This is a genomic window from Exiguobacterium sp. s194 (assembly GCF_018618275.1).
Lineage (GTDB): Bacteria > Bacillota > Bacilli > Exiguobacteriales > Exiguobacteriaceae > Exiguobacterium > Exiguobacterium chiriqhucha.
In genome coordinates this window covers 181842-201571 of sequence record NZ_JACSLT010000006.1, presented here as the reverse complement: position 1 = coordinate 201571, position 19730 = coordinate 181842, and the positions used below count along the sequence as shown (strand labels likewise).

17 protein-coding genes are annotated in these 19730 nt (G+C 52.7%); 14 read left to right on the top strand and 3 right to left on the bottom strand.

Going from position 1 to position 19730, the window contains the following annotated elements:
- Positions 1-40: 40 nt before the first annotated feature.
- On the bottom strand, positions 41-1138 hold the full coding sequence (locus KNP85_RS09455; protein ID WP_021065611.1) for a M24 family metallopeptidase: 1098 nt from the start codon (positions 1136-1138) through the stop codon (positions 41-43).
- 161 nt (positions 1139-1299) lie between these two features.
- Between KNP85_RS09455 and KNP85_RS09450 the strand changes: the two genes are divergently transcribed.
- The gene (locus KNP85_RS09450) at positions 1300-2610 is read left to right on the top strand and encodes a DRTGG domain-containing protein (protein WP_021065612.1); all 1311 of its coding nucleotides are present in this window, start codon (positions 1300-1302) and stop codon (positions 2608-2610) included.
- A gap of 44 nt (positions 2611-2654) precedes the next feature.
- Here KNP85_RS09450 and KNP85_RS09445 read toward each other — a convergent pair whose 3' ends face one another.
- The gene (locus KNP85_RS09445) at positions 2655-2969 is read right to left on the bottom strand and encodes a YtpI family protein (protein WP_251128808.1); all 315 of its coding nucleotides are present in this window, start codon (positions 2967-2969) and stop codon (positions 2655-2657) included.
- A 77-nt stretch (positions 2970-3046) separates the two neighbouring features.
- On the opposite strand from KNP85_RS09445, the gene KNP85_RS09440 reads away from it, so the two are divergent.
- Complete coding sequence (locus KNP85_RS09440; protein WP_058764551.1) at positions 3047-4012, top strand: DHH family phosphoesterase; 966 nt, start codon at positions 3047-3049, stop codon at positions 4010-4012.
- 18 nt (positions 4013-4030) lie between these two features.
- On the opposite strand, the gene KNP85_RS09435 is transcribed toward KNP85_RS09440, so the two are convergent.
- Positions 4031-4222: a YtzJ family protein gene (locus KNP85_RS09435; protein ID WP_021065615.1), complete on the bottom strand. Its 192-nt coding sequence runs from the start codon at positions 4220-4222 to the stop codon at positions 4031-4033.
- Positions 4223-4324: 102 nt separating this feature from the next.
- Here KNP85_RS09435 and dnaE point away from each other — a divergent pair, with 102 nt between their 5' ends.
- The 12 genes from dnaE (at position 4325) to pnpS (ending at position 19683) form a co-directional block, all read left to right on the top strand.
- Positions 4325-7495: a DNA polymerase III subunit alpha gene (gene dnaE / locus KNP85_RS09430; protein ID WP_353048933.1), complete on the top strand. Its 3171-nt coding sequence runs from the start codon at positions 4325-4327 to the stop codon at positions 7493-7495.
- Between the two features lie 74 nt (positions 7496-7569).
- Positions 7570-8124, top strand: a complete 555-nt coding sequence (locus KNP85_RS09425) for a FadR/GntR family transcriptional regulator (protein WP_214802781.1) — start codon at positions 7570-7572, stop codon at positions 8122-8124.
- A 14-nt stretch (positions 8125-8138) separates the two neighbouring features.
- Positions 8139-8993: an acetyl-CoA carboxylase, carboxyltransferase subunit beta gene (accD, locus tag KNP85_RS09420; RefSeq protein ID WP_029595180.1), complete on the top strand. Its 855-nt coding sequence runs from the start codon at positions 8139-8141 to the stop codon at positions 8991-8993.
- Entirely contained in the window at positions 8986-9921 is a 936-nt protein-coding gene (locus tag KNP85_RS09415) for an acetyl-CoA carboxylase carboxyltransferase subunit alpha (protein ID WP_021065619.1), read from the top strand. Before accD ends, KNP85_RS09415 begins: the two co-directional genes overlap by 8 nt.
- A 160-nt stretch (positions 9922-10081) precedes the next feature.
- On the top strand, positions 10082-11050 hold the full coding sequence (gene pfkA / locus KNP85_RS09410; RefSeq protein WP_029595181.1) for a 6-phosphofructokinase: 969 nt from the start codon (positions 10082-10084) through the stop codon (positions 11048-11050).
- A gap of 95 nt (positions 11051-11145) precedes the next feature.
- Positions 11146-12888: a pyruvate kinase gene (gene pyk / locus KNP85_RS09405; RefSeq protein WP_021065621.1), complete on the top strand. Its 1743-nt coding sequence runs from the start codon at positions 11146-11148 to the stop codon at positions 12886-12888.
- A gap of 67 nt (positions 12889-12955) precedes the next feature.
- Complete coding sequence (locus KNP85_RS09400) at positions 12956-13420, top strand: DUF441 domain-containing protein (RefSeq protein ID WP_021065622.1); 465 nt, start codon at positions 12956-12958, stop codon at positions 13418-13420.
- Between the two features lie 183 nt (positions 13421-13603).
- Positions 13604-14716, top strand: a complete 1113-nt coding sequence (citZ, locus tag KNP85_RS09395; RefSeq protein ID WP_021065623.1) for a citrate synthase — start codon at positions 13604-13606, stop codon at positions 14714-14716.
- Positions 14717-14834: 118 nt separating this feature from the next.
- Positions 14835-16103: an NADP-dependent isocitrate dehydrogenase gene (gene icd, locus KNP85_RS09390; RefSeq protein WP_029595182.1), complete on the top strand. Its 1269-nt coding sequence runs from the start codon at positions 14835-14837 to the stop codon at positions 16101-16103.
- A 30-nt stretch (positions 16104-16133) separates the two neighbouring features.
- On the top strand, positions 16134-17069 hold the full coding sequence (gene mdh, locus KNP85_RS09385; protein WP_214714576.1) for a malate dehydrogenase: 936 nt from the start codon (positions 16134-16136) through the stop codon (positions 17067-17069).
- 185 nt (positions 17070-17254) lie between these two features.
- The gene (locus KNP85_RS09380; protein ID WP_214714578.1) at positions 17255-17959 is read left to right on the top strand and encodes a response regulator transcription factor; all 705 of its coding nucleotides are present in this window, start codon (positions 17255-17257) and stop codon (positions 17957-17959) included.
- A complete protein-coding gene (gene pnpS, locus KNP85_RS09375) occupies positions 17956-19683 on the top strand; it encodes a two-component system histidine kinase PnpS (protein ID WP_021065627.1) in 1728 nt (575 codons plus the stop codon). The genes KNP85_RS09380 and pnpS overlap by 4 nt, the downstream gene beginning before the upstream one ends.
- The last annotated feature ends 47 nt before the right edge of the window (positions 19684-19730 follow it).

Here is a 19730-nt window from a genome sequence, read left to right as displayed (position 1 = left end):
TGAAAAAGACCAGCCGCGTGCGGCTGGTCTTTGTTGTGACTCAATTGATTTCTTGGAGCGTCTTCGGGTAACTCGTCAACAAGATCGGACCACTCTCGGTCATGACGATATCGTCCTCGATGCGGACGCCGCCGACGCCAGGGAGATAAATTCCTGGTTCGACGGTGAACGTCATCCCGACTTGGGCCGTCATATCATTGTTGGCCGCCATCGATGGGAATTCGTGCACCTCGATGCCGATTCCGTGTCCGACGCGATGCGTGAAGTATTCGCCGTAGCCGGCCGACGTGATGACTTGGCGAGCCGCGATGTCGATGGACCCGAGCGTCGTCCCGACGTTCGCCATCTCGATGGCGGCTTCTTCGGCCTTAAGGACGGTCTCGTAAATCTCACGTTGCTTCGTGCTCGCTTCGCCGTAGACGACGGTGCGCGTGATATCCGAGGCGTAGCCTTGCCAAATGACACCGAGGTCGAACAAGGCGAAGTCGCCTTTCTTCAAGCGATTGTTACCAGGTACGCCGTGCGGATCGGCACTGTTCTCGCCGAACAAGACGAGCGTGTCGAACGACATCTCGCGGACACCTTGTTTCTTCATCGCATATTCGATCTCGGCGATGACCTCGAGCTCGGTCACGCCTTCACGCAAGGCGCGAATCCCTGCCTCAATCGCCATATCAGCGAGTTCGGCGGCGCGTTTCATCAGGCGGACCTCGTCCGGAGACTTAATCATGCGAAGCGCCTGAAGCTCTTCGGTCAAGTCGATGATTGAGAGACCGGCAAAGCCGGCGCGGAGCTGTTCGACGCGGTTGTAGGTCAAATGCTCGCCTTCAATCCCGATGCGCTCGGGGATAATCTGTTGGTCGAGGAACAATTTGACGACTTTGTCCCATGGATTTTCGTGGTCCATGTACGTGACGATATCGCCATTCCAGTCGCTCGCCTCGACGATGCCTTTTTCAAGTGCCGGACAGACGAGAGCGGTCGTGCCGTTCTTCAAGACGAGGATGGCGATGAGCCGCTCATGTGCCTCGGCATATACTCCCGAAAAATAAAAGACCGATGCTTTCGACGTGACAAAAGCAGCGTCTAACCCTTTAGTGGCCAAAGATTGTGCAATATGGTTGGTTCGTTGATTCAACTCGTTTCCCTTCCTTCTCGTTCATTGGCGTTCTGTTTCATTATACCGTTTTCCAAAACGGAAAGGAAATGTCACATTTTCAGTAGTACAGTTTGAAGAAGGAAGACTGATACAGTATACTGAGGATGACAGAAAATGTATTGAGGAAAGGGACTCGTGACATGACAACAAAACATGAACAGATTATAGCACATATCGAGTCGCTCGATGTCGGATCTAAAATTTCGGTCCGCCAAATCGCGAAGGAATTGGCAGTATCAGAAGGAACGGCGTATCGGGCCATCAAGGAAGCGGAGAATTTAGGCTTCGTCTCGACGATTGAACGGGTCGGCACCATTCGCATCAAGCGTAAACATAAAGAGAATATTGAGAAGCTGACGTTCGCAGAAGTCGTCAATATCGTCGACGGGCAAGTGCTCGGTGGCCGAGACGGGCTCCATAAAACGCTCTCGAAGTTCGTCATCGGGGCGATGAAGCTTGAGGCGATGATGCGATATATCGACGTCGACTCACTCGTCATCATCGGAAACCGGGAAAAGGCGCATGAACTCGTGCTACAGTCCGGTGGCGCCGTGTTGATCACGGGGGGATTCGACACGACCGATGAAGTGAAACGGATGGCCGATAAGTATCACATGCCGGTCATCTCGACGTCGTATGACAGTTTCACCGTCGCGACGATGATCAACCGGGCCATCTATGACCGCTTGATTAAAAAAGAGATTCTACTCGTCTCGGATATCGTCATCCCGCTGCACGACACGTTCTATTTGAAAGTGGACGATACGGTCAAACGGTGGCACGAACTGAACGAACGGACGAAACATAACCGTTATCCCGTCATCGACGAGCAGATGAAAGTCGTCGGCGTCATCACGGCGAAAGACTTGCTCGACCGGCCGCATGATACCGAGATCGAGAAAGTGATGACGAAGAGCCCGATCACGGTTGGCGTTCAGACGAGCGTCACCAATGCGGCGCACCAAATGGTTTGGGAAGGCATCGAGATGTTGCCGGTCGTTGATAACTATGGCCGTCTGCTCGGTATCATCAGCCGCCAAGACGTGTTGAAGGCGCTCCAACTCGCCAACCGCCAACCGCAAGTCGGCGAGACGTTCGACAATATGATCACGAACCAGTTGAAAGAAGACCCGGCTTCGAACGGGACGGCGTTCACCGTCGAGGTCGCGCCACAGATGACGAGCCACATGGGGACGGCATCGTCAGGGGTGTTGACGACGTTGCTCGTCGAAGGAGCGACCCGCAGTCTACGCCATATGAAAAAAGGCGACCTCGTCGTCGAAAATATTACGGTCTACTTTATGAAACCGATTCAAATCGAGAGTCAAATTCGCGTCTCGGCCAACGTGTTCGACCTTGGCCGGAAGTTCGGGAAAGTCGATGTCGAGATGACACAAGGCACCCAACTCGTCGCCAAGGCGCTTGTCACGGCGCAATTGATTGACCGCTAACAAAAAAACGAGCTGATGCCATCATCAGCTCGTTTCTATTTCTCTTATGATTGGTTGATTGGCTCTTCGCTAGCGAGCGGATAGATTTTACGATAGCGAATGAACCCGACGATGGCGTTGCCGACACCCAAGACGAGCATAGCGATGCTGACGATCCAACCGATCGTCGAGCCGAGTCCGAGTCCGCCAACCATTTGGTTGATGGCGAAGAGTGCGAGAAACATGCTCAGCCAGATGAGCGCTTGCGTGTTGAACAGTGCTTTCCGGTACGGTGTCTTCGTCAAATAAGCGCGTCGTTTGGAAACGAAGTAAGCGCCTAACGAAAACAGAATGAGTCCGATCATAACTAATTGACCCAAGTGAAGAAACCCCTTTCAGACGTGTAATCTGTTATCATCATACCATAGAATAGTGTTCAAGAAAGCGAGGAATGGCAATGGCACATTGGCCAGAGGCAGCAACGATATTGAAATTGATTGAAGCGGCGGACACGATTATGATTCATCGACACGTCCGTCCCGACCCTGACGCGCTCGGGAGTCAGCTCGGATTAAAGCGGATTCTTGAAGTCGCCTATCCGGAAAAGCAGGTCTATGTCGTCGGCGGTATCGTCCGTGATTTAGAGTTTTTAGGTAAGATGGAGCATGTCGAACCGGAGATGTATCAAGAGGCGCTCGTCATCGTGCTCGATACGGCTAACCATGAACGGATCGATGGGCCGCACGCCTTGACCGGCAAAACGGTCGTCAAGATTGATCACCACCCTGACGAAGATGCGTATGCGACCCATCAAATCGTCGACACGACGGTCAGTTCCACCTCAGAGATGATTGCTGAACTTGCAGGGATTTGGGGGCTTGAACTTGACGAGGCGTCCGCATTCTTGTTGTTCGCCGGAATCGTCGGCGACACGGGACGGTTCCAGTTCCGCAACGCGACGCCACGTACGTTCGAAGTCGCGGCCGAACTGATTAACCATGGTATCGATACGAACCGGTTGTATCGTCAAATGTATAAGACGAATTTGGCGACGTTGCAACTCCAAGGCTATGTCTTACAAAACGTCAATGTGACCGACGCGGGTGTCGGCTACGTCAAAATCGATGCAGACGTCTTGCGCACGTTCCATGCGACACCGGAAGCGGCGTCGCTGCTCGTCAACAGCTTCTCTGGCCTTGAAGGGCTGAAGTGTTGGGTCATGTTCGTCGAGAACAAGGACGAGATTCGTGTCCGGATCCGTTCGAAAGGACCGGTCATCAATGAAGTGGCGAAACGCTATCGCGGCGGTGGTCATCCGATGGCCGCCGGTGCCACGATCTATAAATGGGAAGAGATGGACGAGGTGATCATGGCGCTCGATGAAGTCGCGGCCCCGTTCACGTTCGAAACTGAAGAGAGCTGACCCGTTGGTCAGCTCTCTTCAGCGTTTATCCTCTTCTTGTGGAATGAACCACGTACCACGGTCGGTCACATCCTCGACGACATCGAGTTGATACTCGGTGATATAACGACGGAGTCGTTCGATAATCTCCGGACTATCGGCGAAGACGGTCTGGCCGTTCTGTAAATTCTCTAGCTTGTCACGTGCGATTTTACCCCGATTAATAATCATACGGTTTATACCCCCTTTTAGGAGAAGTTTTGTCTATAATTATTGTATCAGACAAGTGCCAAAATGAGTTTGACAATTGTGAAAAAAGAAAGGGGGACTCATGTGATCCACTTAAATGTACGATCGGCTTATAGCTTGATGCAAAGTACGATTCGGCTCGAACAGTATGTCGCCCAGATGGCCGAACGGGGGAGTCGAGCGGTCGCCTTGGCCGACGATGCGTTATACGGCTTGCCGCAATTCGTCCGATTATGTGAACGCTATGCGGTTAAACCCGTTATCGGATTACGGACGACGCTGCGAATGGATGGATTCGATGTCTCCGTTCTCGTCTATGCGTTGACCGATGAACAAGTGCCCGAACTGTATCGCATCGTCCAGGCCGATGGCTTGACCGAAGCGACCGAACTGGCGGTGCTCATCTTACCGGAGAACTGGAAAGCGAACGACCCGGTTCACCGCCGCCGCCTCTATAACCATTTGCTCGGTTATGTGAATGAAGACAGACTGTGGCTCGGGTTGCCGGCGCCACAATCGACGGAACAGACGCTGATGCTCCGGCAATTACGCGAGATGCGTGACGAACTGGGGACACGACTCGTACCGGCCCCGGACACGTGTTACATGAGACCGGAGGATTTCGAGGCGTATCGCGCCATCGTCGCCATCGGTGAAGGCGAGCTCATCTCACAAGAAGATGTGCATCGGAAAGGAAAGTACGTAAGACTGCCGAGCGAAATGAACGATTGGTTCGACCCGATCGAGCTTGAGGCGTTGGACGAGTTCGAATCCCTCATCTCGGTCACACGCTTGCCGGAGGCGACCTCGTCGATTCCAGAGATTGAACATGCGATCGACCGACTGAAGCGTCTCGTCGCCGAACGATTAAAGGCGCTCGACTTGTTCCAAGAGGAATATATCGAACGAGCCCGCTATGAACTCGACGTCATTGCGCGGACCGGTTTCGCCTCGTATTTCCTCATCGTCGAGGACATCGTCCGCTACGCTAGGGAGCAAGGCATTGAAGTCGGTCCGGGGCGTGGGTCCGCGGCCGGATCACTCGTCAGTTTCGCGCTTCACATCACCGAGGTCGACCCGGTCCGGTTCGAGCTGTTATTCGAACGCTTTTTGAACCCGGAACGAATCACGATGCCGGATATCGATTTAGACTTCGAAGACGAGCGGCGCGACGAGGTCGTCCGCTATGTCCTCGATAAATACGGGGCCAACCACGCCGCCCAAATCGGGACGCTCGCGACGTTCGGCGCGAAAGCGGCGCTACGTGATGTCGCGCGGGCGCTCGGGCTGACGCTTGAAGAAGGACAGGCGGCCAGCAAACAAGTGAAAGACGACGGGTTGGCCGGGATTTTGGCCAATCCGACGAAGATGAAATGGTTCGCCGGCAGTCAGAAGCGGTCGCAACTGTTACACATCGCCGCCCAGCTCGAAGGATTGCCCCGTCAAGCCTCGGTCCACGCGGCCGGACTCGTACTCAGTCGTGACGCGCTTGATGACGTCACCCCGTTACAGCCGACAGCAGGGGAGCAAGTGACCCAATATAATATGAAGGATCTCGAAGCGCTCGGCCTGTTGAAAATCGATTTGCTCGGCCTGCGCAACTTGACGAGACTCCGTCAGATGGAGACGCTCATTCGCGAGACGGATGAACTGTTCTCGCTGAAGACGATTCCATTGAATGACGCAAAGACGTTGCGGGTGCTCGCTCGCGGTGACACGGACGGGATTTTTCAGTTCGAATCGGAAGGGATGAAACAAGCGCTCCGGCAAGTGAAGCCGACCACGTTCGAGGATATCGTCGTCACGATGTCGCTCTATCGTCCAGGTCCGATGCAGTTTATCGATACGTATGCGAAGCGAAAGCATGGCATGCCGCATCAGCCGGTCCACCCGGTCGTCGGTGAGATTATGCGTACGACGAACGGCGTGCTCGTCTATCAGGAGCAAGTCATGCGCCTCCTGCGAGAACTTGCCGGCTACTCGTATGCCGAGGCCGATTTGATTCGCCGTGCCATCGCCAAGAAAGATGTAGCGGCCATCGACGTCGAGAAGAGTCGATTCTTGGAACGTTCGTCGGAGCTGTTCGACAGCGACTCGATGCGACAAGTATTCTCGTGGATTGAGAAGTTCGCGGGCTACGGTTTCAACCGTTCGCACGCGGTGGCCTACAGTTTAATCAGTTATCGCTTGGCTTTCGTGAAGGCGCACTTCGAGCGGATTTTTTATCTCGTTACGTACGACAAGACGAACCAACTCGTTCGCATGCTGCGAAAAGGGAAAATTCCCGTCTATCCGCCGGACGTCCTTCATGGCCAAGCCGGGGCCTTTTTAGAAGGGCCAGGGGTCCGTCTCGGGTTGAAGGCGGTCCAAGGCTTGACGAAACGCGACGTCGAACGGTTGATTGAACACCATTCCGAATTCACCGACGTAAAACGTCTGCTCGAACTGATGGAGTGGGGCTCGAAAGACCAGCCGAAGTTGCGGCGCCTGCTCGGAGCCGGTGCCCTCGACCGGATGTATCACGGCGATCGCCACCGTGCGTTCGAGGCCGTTGAACGGCTTCGCGAGGAGACAGAGACGCATCTGCTCCCAGATGAGCTGTCCGCACTCGGTTTGAAGCGCTCGGCACCAATCGAGCCGAATTGGTCCGAAGAAGAACGGGAAGCACTCGGGACGTGGATCGTCCACTCGCCGTTGACGACGGTCGCCCCGCTCTCGATTGAGACGGTGACGATCGATGAAGTGTTGAACGGCGAACGGGGATTCATCGTCGTCTATGTCGATGCGATTCGTACGTTCAAGACGAAAAAGAATGAAGAGATGGGTGTTGTCATGGTCGATGACGGCGTCTCGCAAGACGAGGTCGTGATTTTTCCACGCGTGTTCACCCAATTCTCTCGTTCACTTTACGTCGGGAACGTCCTCTTGCTCGAGGTACATCCGAATGAACGGGACGGGCGTCGCCAACTCGTCGTCGAACGCGTCCGGCCTCTCCACGGCCAAGCGTTGTTTGTCCGATTGCGTCTGGAGTCGTTCGCCGACCTTGAAGAACTATTGCGAACAGCGCCAGGGGATGTCCCTGTCATTTGCCGATTCTCTGATTCGAAAGAAGTGAAACAACTCGCCTCGACATATGCCGTCAATCCGACAGAAGCATTGTTGCAAGGATTGAGGCAGCGGTTCGGCGATACGGATGTCGTGTTGAAACGGGTCGACTCGAAATTGCCCGGCACGGGAACTAGTACCAAGTCATAAAAAGTGGTATAATCTGTTTAATTGGTCTGACCACTTTAGAGATAATGCCATCCAAAAGGGAGTTGAACGGTCAGATGCATGGAAAACACGCATCCTCATTTCACGAAAACATTTCTAAAATCAGAACGTTAATCGTCCAGGCCGCACTCGAGCCGGGCGACCGTCTCCCATCAGAACGGGAACTCGCTGAAACGCTGTCCATCAGCCGTGCGTCAGTCCGTGAAGCATTACGGGCTCTCAGCTTCCTTGGGATTGTTGAGACGAAACACGGCGGCGGCACGTTTTTGTGCGAACAGGATCGGCACCGTTACATTGAAATCTTGTCAGAGTTCATCGTCACGAAACAGACGAAGGTGTCGGACATCGTCGATATGTTGCGTTTGCTTGAGCGCTTGGCGTTGACGGAGGTCGAACCGACCCCGGAACGCATCGCGTTGCTCGAGTCGAGCGTTGAGACGGACCGCGCCTTCAGGCAAAACCTCATCTTCGGATTAAAGAATGAACTGTTCATTCGAATCTGGAGCGAAGTGAACCGGTTTTATGACGGCACGGACGCAGGCGACCTATATACGGAAGACGAACGTAGACGATTGTTGGAGATGTGGCGTGGGGCGGGGATGCCGGAATGAACGAGGGGGAAGCGATGACTGCTTTTTTCAAGAAACCTAAACGATATATGCCATTGCGTCAACGAGAACCAAAGATTGATGCACCACAAGGCTTGATGACGAAATGTCCATCTTGTAAATATATGCATTACACGAAACAGTTAAACGAGAATCATAAAGTGTGTGATTGCGGCTACCATTTCCCGCTCAGTGCAGATGAGCGGATTCACATGTTGGTCGATGGTCAGTCGTTTGAAAAATTTGCGGGACCGCTCGTCAAAGAGAACCCGCTTGATTTTCCAGATTATGAAGATAAATTGAAAAAAGACAGGGAACGAACTGGGATTGAGGAAGCGATTGTTTGCGGTCGTGCCACAATCGATGGGCTCCCGGTCGTCGTCTGCGTCATGGATGCCCGTTTCCGTATGGGGTCGATGGGCGCCTACGTCGGAGAAGCGATCGCCTCGGCGGTCCGGACCGCGACGAAAGACGGATTGCCGGTCGTCTTGTTCACGGCCTCGGGCGGTGCCCGCATGCAAGAAGGCATGGTCAGCTTGATGCAGATGGCCAATACGTCAATCGCCTTGAAAGAACATGACGAGGCGGGTCTTCTGTATGTCGCCTACTTGACGCATCCGACAACAGGTGGCGTGTCGGCGAGTTTCGCGATGCTTGGTGATGTGAACGTCGCCGAACCTGGAGCGTTGATCGGCTTTGCCGGTCGTCGCATCATCGAACAGACGATTCGTGAAAAATTGCCAGACAACTTCCAAACTGCCGAGTTTCTATTAGAAGCGGGTCAATTGGACGCCGTCGTTCATCGTGAACAGATGCGTTCGTTCTTGAAGAAGATGATCGTGTTACACGGCGGGGAGGTCCATCATGTTTGATCCAATCAAAGAAGTAAATGAACAGCTCGGGAAGTTGCGTGAGACGGCGGAGACGAAAGGAATCGATTTATCCCGTGAAATCCGTCACCTTGAAGCGAAGCTTCATCGATTAGAAAAAGACATTTATGGGAATATGAAACCGTGGGATCGCGTGCAGCTGGCGCGAAATCCGAAACGCCCGACGACGCTCGATTATATAGATCGCCTGTTCCCGGATTTCATCGAATTGCACGGTGACCGTCACGGCTATGATGACGCTGCGATTGTAGCGGGATTGGCCACACTCGACGGCGTCCCGGTGACGATTATCGGTCATCAACGTGGGCGGAACACGAAAGAGAACATGAAACGCAACTTCGGGATGCCACATCCAGAAGGCTATCGCAAAGCGCTTCGTTTCATGAAGCAAGCAGAGAAGTTCAATCGTCCGGTCATCACGTTCATCGATACAAAAGGCGCCTACCCTGGGAAAGCGGCCGAAGAGCGTGGACAAAGCGAAGCGATTGCCCGCAACTTGTTTGAAATGGCGACGTTGAAAGTTCCGATTATCTCGATTGTCATCGGGGAAGGCGGATCGGGCGGTGCGCTCGGGATTGGTGTTTGCGACCGGTTGCTCATGCTTGAAAACAGCACGTACTCGGTCATTTCACCAGAAGGCGCGGCTGCCCTGCTTTGGAAAGACGCGAAGCTTGCGGAACGCGCTGCGGAAACGATGAAGATTACGGCACAAGATTTGTTGAATTTAGGGATTGTCGATGAAGTCGTCACCGAGGTGTTTGGTGGGGCCCATATCGATGTGTCATTACAGTCATCACTCTTAAAGCCTGTATTAGCACAACACATGACTGAGTTGCGAGGACGGACTCAAAACGAGTTGTTGCAAGGGCGCGCTGCCAAATATCATGAAATTGGCACAATTGGCTCGTGAAAACGTTAACAATCGCTTTGCGTTCACGTTAAATCACTCACGAGTTGACTGCTTTCGAGCATACCCCATGCTTTTTTTTCACATACTTGTGTTGTAAAACAAAGGTCAGACATGGTATTTTATTTTCAGATTTCGTTAAAACACATAAGAGGTGAGTGACGTGAATTTAAAACGTATTGCGGTATTGACAAGTGGGGGAGACGCCCCCGGAATGAACGCTGCAGTCCGTGCCGTGACCCGAAAAGCGATTTTCGAAGGTCTAGAAGTGTACGGTGTGTATAACGGCTATCAAGGTCTAATCGAAGGAGATCTCGTTGAATTGAACCTCGGTTCTGTCGGTGACATCATCCAGCGTGGAGGAACATTCTTACGTTCTGCCCGTTGCCCTGAGTTTAGAACGGAAGAGGGCCGTGCCAAAGCGGTCGAGCAGTTGAAGAAATTCAATATCGACGCGCTTGTAGTCATCGGGGGCGACGGTTCTTACCGTGGCGCCCAGAAGTTGACGGAACTTGGATTCCCGACAATCGGGCTTCCAGGAACGATCGACAACGATATCCCAGGAACGGATGCAACAATCGGGTTCGATACGGCGCTCAATACGGCGCTTGACGCGATTGATAAAATCCGTGACACGGCGTCGTCGCATGAGCGGACGTACGTCATCGAAGTAATGGGTCGTGATGCAGGTGACATCGCACTTTATGCCGGTCTTGCCGGTGGTGCCGAGTCAATCCTCGTCCCAGAACGTCCAGAAGATTTGAGTGCCATCGTCGACCGCATCAACCATGGTGTGGCGCGCGGTAAGAAACATTCGATCGTCGTTGTCGCCGAAGGCGCAGGCAGTGCCGAAGAAATCGGAAAAATGATCGCTGAGAAGACAAACTCAGAGACGCGTGTAACGATTCTTGGACATATCCAACGCGGCGGTTCCCCGACTGCTGCTGACCGTGTGCTTGCGAGCCGCATGGGTGCGTATGCCGTTGAGATTTTACTCGAAGGCAAAGCCGGACGTGTTGTCGGTATCCGCGGCGGTAAGATGATGGATCTTGATATCGATGAAGCGCTCGACCATAACAAACATTCGATTGATATGCAGTTGATTGATCTTTCGAACCAACTTTCGATTTAACGAGTAGTAGTGAACTCCACAGAGACGGGATCAGGTCGGTCGACCCCCCGTTTTCTGTGTGTAAATGTAATACATCCCCTAGGAGGTTTTTATTTATGCGTAGAACGAAAATTGTATGTACGATTGGACCAGCTTCAGAGAAACGTCTTCCAGAAATGATTGAAGCCGGAATGAACGTCGCTCGTCTCAACTTCTCACACGGTGACTATGAAGAGCACGGCGCACGTATCCGTGACATTCGCGAAGCATCAAAAGCTGCCGGTAAAGTCGTGACGGTACTTCTTGACACGAAAGGTCCTGAAATTCGTACACATACGTTTGAAGAAGGAAAAGCACTCCTCGAAAAAGGCAAAGAAGTCATCATCGTCTCGACAGAAGAAATCGTCGGAACGAAAGATCGTTTCTCAGTCACGTACGAAGGCTTGTACGAAGACGTTGAAGTCGGTTCACGCATCATGCTCGACGACGGACTCATTGGTCTCCTTGTCGTTGAGAAACTCCCGAACCGTGACCTTCGCTGCGTCATCGAAAACGAAGGCGTCATCAAGACGAAGAAAGGTGTCAACTTGCCTAACGTCAAAGTGAACCTTCCTGCCCTTACAGACAAAGACATCGCCGACATCGAGTTCGGTATTTCTCAAGACATCGATGTCATCGCGGCATCGTTCGTACGCCGTGCGTCTGACGTCGTTGAGATTCGTCAACTTCTCGAGCGCAACAACGCGTCACACATCAAAATCTATCCAAAAATCGAAAACCAAGAAGGTGTCGACAACATCGACGAAATCTTGGCGATTTCTGACGGTTTGATGGTCGCTCGTGGTGACCTCGGAATCGAGATCCCAACAGAAGAAGTCACACCAGTTCAAAAAGAATTGATCAAGAAGTGTAACGACCTCGGGAAACCGGTCATCACGGCTACACAAATGCTTGATTCAATGCAACGCAACCCGCGTCCAACACGTGCGGAAGCATCTGACGTTGCCAACGCCATCCTCGATGGTACGGACGCAGTCATGCTTTCAGGTGAGACGGCAGCAGGGGACTACCCAATCGAGTCAGTTCAAATGCAAGCAGCAATCGCTGTTCGTACTGAGCAAATGCTCGACTACAAAAACTTGCTCAAAGATCGTCAGAAGCGCAGTGAGCACACGGTAACGGATGCGATCTCACAAGCGGTTGCCCACACGGCAATCAACTTGAACGCGAAAGCGATCTTGACACCGACACAATCAGGTTACACGGCTGCTCGTACAGCGAAGTATCGTCCAGAGGCGAACATCATCGCGGTCACAGAGTCAGAGCGTGTGGCACGTCAATTGAACCTCGTTTGGGGCGTGTACCCAATCGTGGCTGACACGATGCCAAACAACACGGATGAGATGTTGGTACAAGCTTCAGAAGCAGCTCGTCACGCTGGATTCGTTACAGACGGTGACCTCGTCGTCATCTCGGCTGGTATCCCGGCTGCGACTGCTGGTACGACAAACATGATGAAAGTTCATATCGTCGGTCACGCCCTCGCAAACGGACGTGGGATCGGTGAGCGTGGTCTCGTCGGTGAAGTCGTCGTTGCGAACAATGCAGACGAAGCGAATGCGAAAGCGAAAGAGGGCATGATCCTCGTCGCACCATTCACAGATAAAGAAATGATGCCAGCGATTGAAAAAGCGGCTGGAATCATCACAGAAGACGGTGGATTGACGAGCCATGCCGGTATCGTTGGACCATCACTCCGCAAGCCGGTTATCGTCGGTGTCGAATCAGCGACATCAACGTTCCGCGACGGACAGATGATTTCAATCGACCCACTTACTGGTAAAATCTACAACGCGTAATCGAATGCCAATCGAACCGACCTTTTCATGAGGTCGGTTCTTTTTCCATTCAGAAAGAGAGTGTGTGATGAGTGCCTATTTATTCTTGCTGTTGCTCGTATTGATTGGGGTTATCTCCCATAACCAGTCGGTCATCATCGCCAGCAGCGTCCTCTTGATTATTAAAGCGGTCGGATTCGGCGACCAATTGTTCCCGACGCTCGCCTCAAAAGGCATCCATTGGGGGGTAACGATTATTACAATTGCCGTCCTCGTGCCGATTGCGACCGGCGACATCGGATTCCGGGAATTGTGGAATAGTATTAAAGGTCCAGTCGGCATCATCGCGTTCGCCTCTGGAATCTTCGTCGCGCTTGCCGCCGGCCAAGGGGTCCAACTGATGCGGGTCGACCCCGTCGTCACGACGGCATTGCTCGCTGGGACCATCCTGGCCGTCGGTTTCATGAAAGGCGTGCCGGTCGGACCGCTCGTCGGAGCCGGCATCGCCGCCTTGATTTTAGGTGGATTTAGCCTGTTACAAAAATGGTTCTGACATTTTTTGACGGCTGGATACGCTTACATTTCTTTTTTTCAGTAAATTGTTTATACTAGATAAAGGACAGGGTGGAGCGAGCTCGAAACGGATTGGGGAGAGTCTTCGACTCCTCGCCCTTATTCCCTACACACAGACTGTATATGCGGTCGATCACTTTTAAAGACTGAGGGGGAGTTATTGATGTCAACGACAAAAGGTTTAGAAGGAATTGTGGCAGCGGCCTCAAAAGTCAGTTCGATTATCGACGGACAATTGACTTACGGAGGATACACGATTGACGATTTGGCAGACCACGCCACATTCGAAGAGGTTGTTTTCCTATTATGGAACGACCGCCTTCCGAAAGAAGATGAATTAACTGAGCTCTCAGCAGCGCTCGTGAAAGAAGCCAAATTGCCAGAAGACGTCATCGCGACGCTCGAACGGGCACCGAAATCGGCCAATGCGATGGCGACGATTCGGACTGCACTTTCACAGCTCGCGCTTTATGATGAAGAGTCTGAAGATATGAGTCCGGAAGCGAACATGCGCAAAGCGATTCGTCTCCAAGCGCAAATCGCCACGATTGTGACGGCATTCGCTCGTCTTCGTAAAGGCGAACAACCGGTTGCACCAAAACAGGGCTTGTCTTATGCGGGCAACTTCTTGTACATGTTGAATGGAGAAGAGCCGAGCGAGGTCGCCGAGAAGACGATTGACAAGGCACTCATCCTTCACGCCGACCATGAATTGAACGCTTCGACGTTCACGGCCCGCGTCTGCGTTGCCACATTGTCGGATATTTATTCTGGTGTGACGGCGGCGATGGGCGCCCTTAAAGGCCCGCTCCACGGTGGTGCGAACGAGGCGGTCATGAAGATGCTTCATGAAATCGGATCGGTCGACAAAGTCGAAGACTACGTCCGCGGCAAGTTCGAACGCCGTGAGAAGATCATGGGCTTCGGTCACCGTGTCTATAAGGACGGCGACCCACGCGCGAAACACTTGAAAGAGATGAGCCGCCAATTGACGGCCCAAATCGGCGAACCGGAATGGTACGAGATGTCTGAGAAAATCGATCATCTCGTCGAGACGGAAAAAGGCTTGAAACCGAACGTCGATTTCTATTCGGCGTCAACATATTACGCGCTCGGCCTCGACGAAGAGTTGTTCACGCCGATCTTTGCTGTCTCACGCATGTCGGGCTGGATTGCCCACATCCTCGAGCAGTACGCGGACAACCGTTTGATCCGTCCTCGCGCTGAATACATCGGCGAGACGAACCGGTCATACGTCCCGGTGAACGAGCGTTAATTGACGCCGAACGAGAAGTTCGAGTCACAATTTAGACATAAACTTTGGTAAACTAACAATTGACGTAGGTCGGCGCTCGCGTCGGCCTACATAAATGTACTTAGGGGGATTCATTATGTTGACACAAAACGAAAAGATTACAGTTGAGAACGGTGTATTAAACGTACCAAACGTACCGACGATTCCATTTATCATCGGCGACGGCACAGGACCTGATATTTGGAACGCTTCAGTGCGCGTCTTCGATGCGGCTGTCGAAAAAGCATATGGCGGCGAGAAGAAAATCGAATGGATGGAAGTGTACGCTGGGGAGAAGGCCTACAACCAAAAAGGCGAATGGCTTCCAAACGAGACACTCGATCAAATCCGTGAATATTTGATTGCCATCAAAGGTCCATTGACGACACCGGTCGGCGGCGGAATCCGTTCACTCAACGTAGCACTCCGTCAAGAACTTGACTTGTACACGTGCTTGCGCCCGGTCCGTTACTTCACAGGCGTCCCTTCACCGGTCAAACGCCCAGAGGATACAGACATGGTCATCTTCCGTGAGAACACAGAAGATATCTACGCAGGAATCGAATACGCGTCAGGTAGCGACGAAGTGAAGAAGTTGATCTCATTCTTGAAAGAAGAGATGAACGTCAACAAAATCCGTTTCCCAGAAACGTCTGGAATCGGAATCAAGCCAATCTCGTCTGAAGGAACAAAACGTCTTGTTCGTGCGGCGCTCGAGTACGCCATCGCGAACAACCGTAAATCGCTCACGCTCGTTCATAAAGGAAACATCATGAAGTTCACAGAAGGCGCCTTCAAAAACTGGGGCTATGAGCTTGCAGAAGAAGAGTACGGCGACAAAGTCTTCACATGGGCGCAGTATGACCGTATCAAAGAAGAATCAGGCGAAGCGGCTGCGAATGAAGCGCAATCGAAAGCAGAAGCAGAAGGCAAAATCATCGTAAAAGATTCAATCGCTGATATCTTCTTGCAACAGATTTTGACACGTCCGCGTGAGTTCGATGTCGTGGCAACGATGAACTTGAACGGTGACTACATCTCGGATGCGCTCGCTGCCCAAGTCGGCGGAATCGGGATCGCCCCTGGAGCGAACATCAACTACGTGACGGGCCATGCTATCTTCGAAGCGACACACGGTACGGCACCGAAGTATGCCGGCCTCGACAAGGTCAACCCGTCATCGGTCATCTTGTCTGGTGAAATGATGCTTCGTCATATGAACTGGAACGAAGCGGCTGACCTCATCATCAACTCGATGGAGAAGACGATCGCCTCGAAAGTCGTCACATACGATTTCGCTCGTCTCATGGACGGCGCGACAGAAGTGAAGTGTTCAGAGTTTGCGGATGAATTAATTAAAAACATGTAAGACATCAGCTAAACCAAGGGGGAGAGCACAATGATTCGTCGCAATAAAATCTCGGTTATCGGTAGCGGATTCACGGGGGCCACGACGGCACTGTATTTGGCTCAAAAAGAACTCGGTAACGTCGTCTTGCTCGATATCAAAGAAAGCGAGAACCCGACGAAAGGAAAAGCGCTCGATATGCAAGAGACGGCGCCGATTCAAGGGTTTGACTCGTGGATTACAGGGACGTCGGACTATGCCGAAACGGCGGACTCGGATATCGTCGTCATCACAGCGGGAATCGCGCGCAAGCCAGGCATGAGCCGGGACGACCTCGTCTCGACGAACGCCAAAGTGATGCGGGCGGTCACGAAAGAAGTGGCCCGTTACTCGCCGGACGCGATTATCATCGTCTTGACGAACCCGGTCGACGCGATGACGTATGCCGCCTTCAAAGAGTCGGGCTTCCCGAAAGAGCGTGTTATTGGTCAATCCGGTGTGCTTGATACGGCCCGGTTCCGGACGTTCGTCGCTGCGGAGTTGAATATATCCGTGAAGGACGTTTCTGGATTCGTGCTCGGCGGGCACGGGGATGACATGGTCCCGCTCATCCGCTACTCGTATGCGGGGGGAATCCCGCTCGAGAAACTGTTGCCGACCGACCGCATCGAAGCAATCGTCAATCGGACCCGTAAAGGCGGCGGTGAGATCGTCCAACTGCTCGGGAACGGATCGGCCTACTATGCGCCGGCTGCGGCCATCGTCGAGATGGTCGAAGCGATTCTCAAAGATCAACGGCGTATTTTACCGGCCATCGCGTATCTCGACGGCGAATACGGTTTCCACGACTTGTATCTCGGTGTTCCGACGATTCTTGGTGCGAACGGGATCGAACGTGTGCTCGAACTTGAATTGACGGAAGCCGAAACGGCGGCGCTACAGCGTTCAGCCGACTCGGTCCGCTCCGTCCTGAACGTCCTCAACTGAGGGCTTACCTCGTCTGCCATGGCAGACGAGGTTTTTTGTATGCGTGGCGCATGCTACACTGAAAGCAGAACGTGGATTTGTTTTGTTTTTGTAAAGATTTGCTTTGAGGTTGGTCGTAGGTGGCATTGATTTGTAAAATAGGTAGTGTACATGACTGAACAGATAGATTAGAGGAGGAACTAAGCGTGGCTGATAAAGTAATTGTTGTCGATGACGAGGTGTCGATTGCGACGTTATTAAAGTTTAATTTAGAACAAGCCGGGTTCGAAGTCGAGACGGCGCACGATGGAAAGACCGGACTTGAACTGGCCGAGAAACAAGATGCCGTCTTGATTGTCCTCGACTTGATGTTGCCTGAGATGGACGGTCTTGAGGTTTGTAAACGGCTCCGCCAACAAAAAGTGAACACACCGATTCTCATGTTGACGGCGAAAGATGATGAGTTCGATAAAGTGCTCGGCCTCGAACTCGGTGCCGATGACTATTTGACGAAACCGTTCAGCCCACGAGAAGTCGTGGCCCGGGTCAAAGCCATCCTGCGCCGTTCGGCCCCACAAGAAGCGCCGGCGACGGACACGGACGTCATTGAGATTGGTGACGTGAAAATCATCGCGTCGAACTATGAAGTGTTCAAGAACGGCGAACGGCTCGAGTTGACACCGAAAGAGTTCGAACTGTTGGCCTACTTAGCCAAGAACAAAGGACGCGTCTTGACGCGCGACCAGCTCTTGTCGGCGATATGGAATTACGACTTCGTCGGAGATACGCGCATCGTGGACGTCCACATCAGCCACCTCCGGGAGAAGATTGAACCGGTGACAAAAAAACCGACCTATATCAAGACGATTCGCGGCCTCGGCTATAAGATGGAAGAGCCGATGGCCGAATGAAGACGTACCGCTCGCGGTTTTTGACGACGCTCATCCTGCTCGTGACGGGCGTCTTATTAACCCTCGGAATCGTGCTCGGTCAATTATTCAAAGATTTCTATTTGGATTCTGAACGCGACCGCTTGAAAGAAGACGCTGAGTTGGCGGCGCTCTATTTAGACGGAGGCGACCTTGCGGACATCCAAGACTACGTCGGTCAAATCGATGATGAGAGCAGTTTCGATATCTTGCTCCTCAATCGTCGGATGGAAGTCATCGCCGGGACACCGTTTCGGGTCGGTTCTTTTGATTTCCGGATGGATGCCTCGTCGATCCCGGAAGGCGGGACGTTCGGTAACGAGACACGCGAGGACTTGATTCAGTTCACAAAGCCGATCGAACTGTCATCCGGGGACACGGTGTACTTGAGTTTTATCCGCTACGTCTCCGATTTGGAAGGGGTGTATGACCGGATTTGGCTGACCATCGCGCTAGCCTTGATTTTCTCGTTCTTCTTAATTCTTTTCGTGTTACACAACCTGACGAACCAGTTCATCCGACCGATCGACGAGGCGACCATCGTCTTGCGGGAACTGGCGGACGGGAACTATCGGGCCCGCGTCTACGAGTTGCGAAACGATGAGGAGACGGGTAGCCTGGCCGGGTCGATTAACGTGCTCGCCCGTAACTTGGAGACGATCTCACTCGGGGAATCGGTTCAACGGGCAAGGCTTGAGTCGCTCATCGAGTATATGGGGGCAGGGTTACTTTTGGTCGACGAACGTGGCATCGTGACGCTCGTCAACCGCTCGTATCGCGACATGTTCCAATATGATGAGTTGATGATCGGTCAGTTTTATCATGGAATTTTGCCGAGCCCGGACGTTGAGACGCTGATTGAAGACGTCTATTTGACAGAGGAGCCGCATCGCCGACAACTATCGATTCGGTCCGGTTTCAACCAAAAGACGTATATGGTATCGGCCGCACCGATTTTCAGTGATACAGGCATGTTGCGCGGGACGACGCTTCTCTTTAACGACATCAGCGAGTTGAAGCGACTTGAGAAGATGCGCAAGGATTTCGTCGCGAACGTCAGTCATGAACTGAAGACGCCGCTCACGTCGATTCGTGGTTTCAGCGAGACGCTGCTCGACGGGGCGAAAGAAGTGCCGGAACTACGCGATCAATTCTTGGATATCATTCAAAAGGAAGCGACGCGCATGCAGATGCTCGTCGAGGACTTGCTCGAACTGTCGCGGCTCGAACGGGAAGACTTCCATTTGGAGTTCACCCCGGTCCAACTCAATCAGCTCGTCGAGGAAGTCTGTCTCGTGCTCAGTCAAAAAGCGGAACAGAAATCGATTCACTTGGAGTCGCGTCATGATGGGGAAGTCGTCTTGCAGGCGGACATGAACCGAATCAAACAAGTCATCTTGAATCTCGTCGCCAATGCGATCAACTACTCGCCGGAAGGTAGCCAGGTCGAGATTGCGGTCGAGAAGAGACCGGACGGCTCTTATTTGATCGTCAAAGACAACGGCATCGGCATCGCGCCGAAAGAAGTGGGCCGAATCTTTGAACGGTTCTACCGGGTCGATAAGGCGCGGAGCCGAAACTCCGGCGGGACGGGTCTTGGTCTTGCCATCGTTAAGCATATCGTCGATCTCCATCACGCGACGATTCAAGTCGATAGCGTCGAAGGCGAAGGAACGACGTTCACCATCAAATTCCCGAGTGCTTAACAAGGAATTCATGGTGAATTCATACCGGCTTTACAAAGCGATGCTAC